This is a genomic window from Ruegeria sp. AK11 (genome assembly GCF_056541095.1).
Map to the genome: position 1 here is coordinate 1 of NZ_JBQFXU010000025.1, position 7,661 is coordinate 7,661.

The following is a 7,661-nucleotide window of genomic DNA, read 5'->3' on the forward strand; positions in this document are numbered from 1 at the left end:
GAACTGGCATCTCCCACCCGGCAAAATCAACCATCTTGCCGCCCAACTCAACGTGAAGCCCAAAAAGCGGCGTGCGTCTAATCTCGGTCATCTTGGATACCTTTTCGTATCTTTCGGTTTGGAACGCATTCCCGTCAGTCTGCCTCAAGTAGTCAATATTGCAACGATTCCGGTCAACTTGCGAACCGACGCGCCGCCTGTGGGGCAAGTCTGTATACGGGCGTATGCATCCATTGCGTTCCTATAGGAAACTTTTTTCCGTTAGGCAACATTTGTCATTTGGCCTCTGCAAGGGTTTGCCGATCAAAGCTTTGAACGCGACGATAACACCAGGCAAGCCGACTGCAATGGCCTGAAAAAACGGTATTTTGCCTGCACCTTATCGCGCCTGTCCGTCAAGTGACTGCACTGCGAGATCCAGCACCCTCAGCCCGGCGACAAGATCGCTTTCGGCGGTATCTTCGGCAAAATCGTGGCTGATACCGTTGATTGAGGGCACGAACAGCATCGCAACGGGCATCAGGCGCGACACGTTTGTGGCATCGTGCAACGCGCCCGACGGCATCCTGCGCCATTTGCCGGGGGCCACCTGTTCGGCCCCATGTTCCAGCGCCGCGCGCAGCGTCTGATCCATCGTGACGGGTTCCAACCCGAGCAAAGGGCCGTAGGTCAGCACCATGTCCTGTTCGCTGGCTATTTCCTGCGCTGTGGTACGGATGATCTCCTCCATCCGCGACAGCCGATCCGGATCGCCATCGCGCCACTGCATCGAGAACCGCGCCCGACCCGGCACGATGGACGACGCATTGGGGTGAAGATCGACCCGCCCGATGGTCCAAACGGTTTGTGGTGTCACCACGTTGCGAAACCGTTCGTTGAGGCGCGTGTTGAACAGTGACAACGCCTGAAACGCGTCCCGGCGCAAATGCATCGGTGTGGTGCCCGCGTGATTCTGCTGCCCTTCGAAAGTGACCGACATGTCCCGGATGCCGACGATATCGGTGACGACACCGATCTGCTCGTTCGCAGCGTCCAGAGAAGGGCCCTGTTCGATATGCATCTCGACAAAACCGCTGAACCGCGCGGGATCGACAAAACCCTGCGACAGATCCGCCATGGAAGATCGGGCCTCGCCAAAGCTGACGCCAGAACCGTCGGTCAACACATCGGCCTTGTCCAGCGGCAGACCGCCGGACCAGACCGCCGAGCCCGTGGTCACACCGAACCAGCCTTCTTCGTCCTGAAAACTGACGACCGAGATCGGCTGGTCGCTGGACCGCGCGATCTCCAGCGCGGCGATCACGCCGAGCGCGCCATCCAGCCAGCCGCCTTCGGGCTGGCTGTCGGAATGCGACCCCATGAGCAGAGAGCGACCTGGCGCCAACCCGAACAGGTTGCCGACCGGGTCGAAATGCGGTGTCAGACCTGCATCGGCCATACGGTCCGCCAGCCATTGGCGCGCAGCGATATCCGCCTTGGAATAGGCTGGTCGGATGACCCCTTTGCCCACACCTGAGGCACCGAATTCACGCAGCTTGTGCAGATCATCCAGAAAACGCGTGTGGTCGACGGCCATGAATCCCTCCGGGCGCAGATGGTCAGGGCGACCATAGCCAGAAACCGGACAGCTGCGAATGTTTTTCCGGTGAGATCAAGAAACCCCTCTGGTCCCGGCAGGGAACCTGCCCTAAGACTTCGGCGCAAGAGGGAGCGACATGTCACATATCACATTGGTGCGCCACGGGCAGGCAAACACGACGGCGCGCGACGAAGCAAGCTATGACAAGCTGAGCGATCTGGGCCATCAACAGGCCCGCTGGCTGGGCGCGCATCTGCGTGACACCCGCAGCCACTATACACGCGTCTATTGTGGCACCCTGACCCGCCATACCGAGACGGTGACCAGCATGGGATTGGCTGATCCTGTCTGTGACGCACGGCTGAACGAGATCGAGTATTTCACCCTTGCACAGTTGTTCGAAGAACAGCACGGCGTCGAAATCCCGACCGATCGCGAGGGATTTGTCGAACACCTGCCCAAAACCTTCGCGGCCTGGGCCAGCGGAAAGATCGAGAACGCGCCGGAATCCTTCGATGCGTTCGAAGCCCGTGTTCGCGACGCGCTGCACGAGATCGGGACCGAGGGCGGACCGGCCATTGTCGTGACCTCGGGCGGGTTGATCTCGATGGTGGTGCGGCAGGCGATGGGGTTGGACATCCCGTCGATGGCGCGGGTGGCCCTTGCCATCATGAACACGTCGATGCATCGTCTGCACCCGATTGGCGCACAGCTGAGCCCGGTCCTGTTCAATGCGGTGCCGCATCTGGAAGCACCCGACCGGCAGTTCGCGCAAACCCACCTCTAACCAGATCGGAGATCCCCGATGCAGCTTTATTATGCACCCCGAACCATCTCGGTCGCTGTTGCGATTGCTCTGGAAGAAGCCGGGCTGGACTATGAAGCGATCAAGCTGGACTTTGCCGATGGGGAACAGACAAAACCGGCCTACAAGCAGATCAATCCCAAGGGGCGCGTTCCGGCGCTGGTGGTTGATGGCGGCATCCTGACCGAGACCGGCGCGTTGCTGGAATATATTGCGGCCAAGGCACCCGAGGCCGATTTGGTGCCAGCTGATCCGGTCATGGCCGCCCGCATGCGCGAGGTGATGTTCTATCTGGCCTCGACCATGCATGTGAACCACGCCCACAAGCTGCGCGGGCATCGCTGGGCCGACAAGAAATCCAGCTGGAAAGACATGACGGACAAGGTGGCGCAAACGATGACCGCATCTTGCGACTATATCTCGTCAAACGGGTTGCGCGGGCCGTTTGTTCTGGGGGACGCGTTCTCTCTGGCCGATGCCTATCTTTATGTGGTTTGCAGCTGGCTTGAAGGTGACGGCGTCGATGTCTCGGCCTTCCCCAAAATTCTCGCCTTCCGCAAGGCGATGGAGGTACGGCCTTCGGTTCAGGCGGTGCGCGCTGCCGGGATGCTCTGACAAAAGGAAATAAGATGACACATCTCTGGGTCAGGGCGGAACAGCGCCCGAACGAGGAACGGGTGGGGCTGACACCCGAAGGGGCCGCGGCACTGATCGCAGCCGGCATCCGCGTGACGGTTGAGGAAAGCCATGTCCGCGCCATTCCGATTGATGGTTACAAGGACGCTGGCTGTGCAATCGCGGCTGAGAATTCGTGGCCCGAGGCCCCGCGGGATGCGATCATCTTTGGCCTCAAAGAATTGCCCGAAGATGGCACCCCACTGCCCCATCGCCACATCATGTTCGGCCACGCCTATAAGGGCCAGCATTCGGGTCGCGCGCTGCTGGAGCGGTTCAAGGCCGGAGGCGGTACGCTTTATGATCTGGAATATCTGGTGGGCGAAGACGGCCGCCGGGTTGCCGCCTTTGGCTATTGGGCCGGGTATGCCGGTGCTGCGGTAACGCTCAAGACATGGGCGGCGCAACAACGGGGCGAGGAATGCCCGCCGGTTGGGGTGTATGCAGGCAAAGACGTTCTGAACGCAGAATTGCTGGCCGAGTTGGACGCCACCGGAGCCCCACGCCCCCGCGCCATCGTCATCGGCGCTTTGGGCCGCGTGGGTACGGGGGCCGCAGACCTGTGCGACGCGATGGGCGTCGACGTCACCAAATGGGACATGGCGGAAACCGTCAGCGGCGGGCCGTTTCCCGAAATTCTGGACCACGACCTGTTCCTGAACTGCATTTTCGCGCGCCCCGGAACCCCGGTCTTTGTTCCGCGTGAGGCGTTGACTGCCCCGCGCAACCTGACCGCCATCGGCGATGTCGCCTGCGACCCGGACAGTGATTACAACCCGGTGCCGGTCTATGACCGTGCAACCACATGGGACGCGCCTGCTTTGCGCGTGGCAACCGATCCGGTGATGGACGTGATGGCCATCGATAACCTGCCGTCGATGCTGCCGGTCGAAAGTTCGGAAGATTATGCGGCACAGCTTTTGCCGTCGCTTCTGACCCTGACCGATCTGGACAGCGGCGTCTGGGGTCGGGCAGAAGCGATTTACAAAACACATATCGAAGGGATCTGAGCGATGACGATTCACTGGTGTGGCACCGGCCTGTCGGCCATCCCCGGCCTGCGCCGTCTGATCGACGGTGGTCGCAAGGTCACCGTCTGGAACCGGACGATCGAAAAAGCCAGGGCCGAGGTTGGGGACCTGACCGACGATATCCGCGCCTTCGACATCGACGCACTGGGTGATGTGCTTGAGAAGGGCGACGTGATCGTGTCCATGCTGCCGGGCGACTGGCACGTGCCACTGGCGGAACTGGCGATCTCGAAACAGGCCAATTTCGTGTCGTCATCGTATATCGCGCCCGAAATGCGCGCACTGGACGACAAGGCGCGCGAGGCCGGTGTGGCGCTGGTCAACGAAGTTGGTCTGGATCCGGGCATCGACCACCTGATGGCCCATGCACTGGTCGATGACTATCGCGCCTCGGATGCGTTCGATCCGCAAAACCACCTGAGCTTTATTTCGTATTGCGGTGGCATTCCCAAGATCCCGAACCCGTTCCGCTACAAGTTCAGCTGGTCGCCCTTGGGTGTGCTCAAGGCGCTGCGGTCGCCGTCGAAGTCGATCCGCGACTATGCCCCGCTGGACGTTGCCCGTCCGTGGGATGCGATCAGCAGCTATATCGCGCCGCTGCCAACGCCGGAAAGTTTCGAGGTCTATCCCAACCGCGACTCGATCCCGTTCAAGCCGCAGTACCAGTTCGAGGATCACTGGCCAGTCAGAGAATTCGTCCGCGGCACCCTGCGCCTGAACGGTTGGGCGGATGCGTGGTCGGATGTGTTCCGTGAAATCGAAACCCTGTCGGGCCCGGAAGGGGATGCGCGTCTGAAAGAGATGTCTGACCAGTTCTGGAGCGAAAACGCCTATGACGAAGGTGAGCCCGACCGCGTTGTGCTGTGTGTTGGACTGAAAGCCGAGAAAGACGGCGTTCCTGTCTGGCACAAGACCTATGTCATGGACGCCTGGGGCGATGAGCGCGGCACAGCAATGGCGCGTCTGGTATCGATCCCGGTTTCACTTGCCGTCGAGGCCGTTATGAACCGCGCAATCCCCGCAGGTGTTCACGCAGCCCCAAGCGACCCAAAACTGGTACAAGGCTGGATGGCCGAGATCGACCGGCTGGCCCAGCACTTGCAGATCGTGGATCATAGGGCCTGATCGCACCCAAAAAGCCATTCCAGATACACCGGAATGGCTTTTTTGAACAACATGATCGAGCAGGATCACAGGTTTTCAAACGGCGGGTGCGGAACAACCGATGTTGCCCTGCTCGCCACTTACCTGGGCCAGTTAACGGCGGGCAGGATTTGCCCGACGCAATCGCCAAAGCCGATCTGGAAGCCTTCGCCCTTGGCCGAACCGCGCAGGGTCAGGGTGTCTCCGTCTTCGATGAAAGTCCGGGTTTCGCCGGTATCGAGCGTGAAGGGCTCGCGACCAGCCCAGCTCATCTCCATCAGAGAACCGTATTCCGTCTTGGTTGGGCCTGAGATCGTGCCAGACCCCAGAAGGTCGCCCACATTCATCGCACAGCCGCCGATGGCGTGGTGGCAGAGCTGTTCGGCGGCCGAGTAATACATGCGGGAGTAGTTGGTTTCGCCAACGACGCTCGCCTTCTCGGCTCCATCAGGCTGCATCAGCACCTGAAGCTCAATGTCGTAAAGGCCGTCCTTTGAGCCGTCGAGGTAGGGCAGAAGCTTTTTCTCGCGTTCGGGCGTTGGCGCACGGAACGTTTCCAACGCGGCGGCGGTCACGATCCAGGGGCTGATCGAGGTGCCAAACGCCTTGCCCTGAAACGGTCCAAGCGGCTGGTATTCCCAGCCTTGGATGTCACGCGCGGACCAGTCGTTCAGCAGCACATAGCCGAAGATCATGTCGTCGGCTTCATCCACGGTGATCGGCTGGCCAAACTCGGACGGCTTGCCAACAATGGCGCCCATTTCCAGCTCGATATCCAAACGCATCGAGGGGCCAAAGCTGGGCATCTCGGCGTCGGGCGCTTTGCGCTGACCGTTCGGGCGGTGAATCGGCGTACCCGAGATCACAACCGAAGACGCGCGACCATTGTAACCGATCGGAATGTGCAGCCAGTTGGCCGGCAGTTCGGGCGAGCCGCGCAGGATCGCGCCCATGTTCGCGGCGTGCTGACGACCGGCATAAAAATCGGTGTATTCGGACACAAGGAACGGCATGTGCAGCTCGGCATCGGCTTGGGCGACCAACAGAGGCTCAACAGTGTCACGTTCGGTCGAAGCCTCGCCCAGCAGCTGTTCCAGACGGGCGCGCAGGGCGGCCCATGCGTCCGATCCCTGCTCCATCAATTCATTCCAGAAGGGCACGTCGAAAACGGGTTCATCACCAATCTCGATCAGGCCAGCTTCTTCGGCTGCGTGCATATCAAGGATCATATCCCCGATGGCCACGCCACAGCGCGGTGCGCTGTCTGAGGTCGAAAACACACCATAAGGCAGGTTGTTCAGGGGAAAGGGGGTCTCGGCAGAGTTCGCGCTGTCCACCCATGACTTTTTCAGTTGGCTCATGTGATCCTCACTCGGCATCCGGCTGTACCTCGGGTCGCGCATCGGCGAAGGCGGACAGGGCCAGACAGGTTTCTTCGATTTCGGTCAGACGCGCAAAGGGCGTCATGTCCACACCCCAGCGATGCCCGTTGTAAAGCTGCGATACAAGGCAGATATCCGCAAGCGATGGCATGTCGCCAAAGGAAAAGCGGGTGCCTTGGGGCAGCATAGCCTGAAACGCGGTCAGACCTTCGTTCATCCAGTGGACCATCCAGTCCACACTTTCCGCTTTGCTGTGCCCCATCCCGTCCAAATGTTGAACAACGCGCAGGTTGTTCACCGGATGGATGTCCAGCGCAATCACATGCGCCGCCGCCATCACCTTGGCCCGCGCAATCGGGTCGTCCGGCAGAAGCGCCGGGTCGGGATAGGCGCGGTCAAGATAATCAAGGATAGCCAGAGATTGGGTCAACTTGGTGCCATCCTCAATCTCTAACACAGGCACCCCCTTGCCGGGGTTCATCGCTTGATAGGCTGCGCTTCTTTGCTCGCCTTTCACCAGATTGACCGGGCAGCTTTCGAACGGCACACCCTTCAGATTTAATGCGATACGCACCCGATAGGATGTAGTCGATCTCCAATAGGTATATAACTTAAGACCCATCATTTCTTACCTGGCGTCCCGTCGAACTTCTTCTCAAGGCTGTCCCAGCAGTCGATGTAATTGTCCTGCAGCGGGGCTTCGTTCGCGGCGAAGGCTGTCAGGTGCTGCGGGAAGCGGGTCTCGAACATGAAGGACATGGTGTTGTCCAGCTTTTCAGGCCCAAGGTTCGAGTTCGAGGCACCCTCGAACGCGTCGCGGTCTGGCCCGTGCGGCAACATCATATTGTGCAGGCTGACGCCGCCGGGGATAAAGCCCTGCGGTTTGGCGTCATACTGGCCGTAAATGTTGCCCATTAGTTCGGACATGATGTTCTTGTGATACCACGGCGGACGGTGTCCGCCATCAGCACCCATGGAACAGACTAGGTTGATTGCGTAGCGGAGGATTTCAGGCTCATCGTAACCATCAGAGAGTGGAGATGAGA

At 60.1% G+C, this 7,661-nt stretch carries 8 protein-coding genes; 4 read left to right on the forward strand and 4 right to left on the reverse strand.

Translation table 11 applies throughout. The annotated features are described in order from the left end of the window. Nucleotides 1-379 precede the first annotated feature (379 nt). Complete coding sequence (locus tag ACR0D9_RS20380) at nucleotides 380-1,576, reverse strand: Zn-dependent hydrolase (RefSeq protein WP_480489465.1); 1,197 nt, start codon at nucleotides 1,574-1,576, stop codon at nucleotides 380-382. Nucleotides 1,577-1,715: 139 nt separating this feature from the next. Here ACR0D9_RS20380 and ACR0D9_RS20385 point away from each other — a divergent pair, with 139 nt between their 5' ends. The 4 genes from ACR0D9_RS20385 to ACR0D9_RS20400 are packed head-to-tail and all read left to right on the forward strand — an operon-like array spanning nucleotide 1,716 to nucleotide 5,215. Further along, nucleotides 1,716-2,366, forward strand: coding sequence for a histidine phosphatase family protein (locus ACR0D9_RS20385; RefSeq protein ID WP_480489466.1), 651 nt, complete (start codon nucleotides 1,716-1,718; stop codon nucleotides 2,364-2,366). A gap of 18 nt (nucleotides 2,367-2,384) precedes the next feature. Next, nucleotides 2,385-2,999, forward strand: coding sequence for a glutathione S-transferase family protein (locus ACR0D9_RS20390; protein WP_480540074.1), 615 nt, complete (start codon nucleotides 2,385-2,387; stop codon nucleotides 2,997-2,999). A 14-nt stretch (nucleotides 3,000-3,013) separates the two neighbouring features. Continuing rightward, nucleotides 3,014-4,069 (forward strand): saccharopine dehydrogenase, encoded by a 1,056-nt coding sequence (locus ACR0D9_RS20395; protein ID WP_480540076.1) that lies wholly within the window; start codon nucleotides 3,014-3,016, stop codon nucleotides 4,067-4,069. A gap of 3 nt (nucleotides 4,070-4,072) precedes the next feature. Continuing rightward, entirely contained in the window at nucleotides 4,073-5,215 is a 1,143-nt protein-coding gene (locus ACR0D9_RS20400; RefSeq protein WP_480540078.1) for a saccharopine dehydrogenase family protein, read from the forward strand. 119 nt (nucleotides 5,216-5,334) lie between these two features. Here the strand turns inward: ACR0D9_RS20400 and fahA are convergent, their stop codons facing one another. The 3 genes from fahA to ACR0D9_RS20415 form a co-directional block, all read right to left on the reverse strand. Next, nucleotides 5,335-6,594 carry a fumarylacetoacetase gene (gene fahA / locus ACR0D9_RS20405; protein ID WP_480484933.1) on the reverse strand — a complete coding sequence of 420 codons (1,260 nt, stop codon included), beginning with the start codon at nucleotides 6,592-6,594 and terminating at the stop codon, nucleotides 5,335-5,337. Between the two features lie 7 nt (nucleotides 6,595-6,601). Continuing rightward, on the reverse strand, nucleotides 6,602-7,237 hold the full coding sequence (gene maiA, locus ACR0D9_RS20410) for a maleylacetoacetate isomerase (RefSeq protein ID WP_480540080.1): 636 nt from the start codon (nucleotides 7,235-7,237) through the stop codon (nucleotides 6,602-6,604). Then, a partial coding sequence (locus ACR0D9_RS20415) for a homogentisate 1,2-dioxygenase domain-containing protein (RefSeq protein ID WP_480540082.1) occupies nucleotides 7,237-7,661 on the reverse strand: 425 nt, incomplete at its 5' end. The genes maiA and ACR0D9_RS20415, both read right to left, overlap by 1 nt.

Coding starts and splice junctions, on each gene's coding strand:
- ACR0D9_RS20380 (WP_480489465.1), bottom strand. CDS start 1,576: ATGGCCGTCGACCACACGCGTTTTCTGGATGATCTGCACAAGCTGCGT.
- ACR0D9_RS20385 (WP_480489466.1), top strand. CDS start 1,716: ATGTCACATATCACATTGGTGCGCCACGGGCAGGCAAACACGACGGCG.
- ACR0D9_RS20390 (WP_480540074.1), top strand. CDS start 2,385: ATGCAGCTTTATTATGCACCCCGAACCATCTCGGTCGCTGTTGCGATT.
- ACR0D9_RS20395 (WP_480540076.1), top strand. CDS start 3,014: ATGACACATCTCTGGGTCAGGGCGGAACAGCGCCCGAACGAGGAACGG.
- ACR0D9_RS20400 (WP_480540078.1), top strand. CDS start 4,073: ATGACGATTCACTGGTGTGGCACCGGCCTGTCGGCCATCCCCGGCCTG.
- fahA (WP_480484933.1), bottom strand. CDS start 6,594: ATGAGCCAACTGAAAAAGTCATGGGTGGACAGCGCGAACTCTGCCGAG.
- maiA (WP_480540080.1), bottom strand. CDS start 7,237: ATGGGTCTTAAGTTATATACCTATTGGAGATCGACTACATCCTATCGG.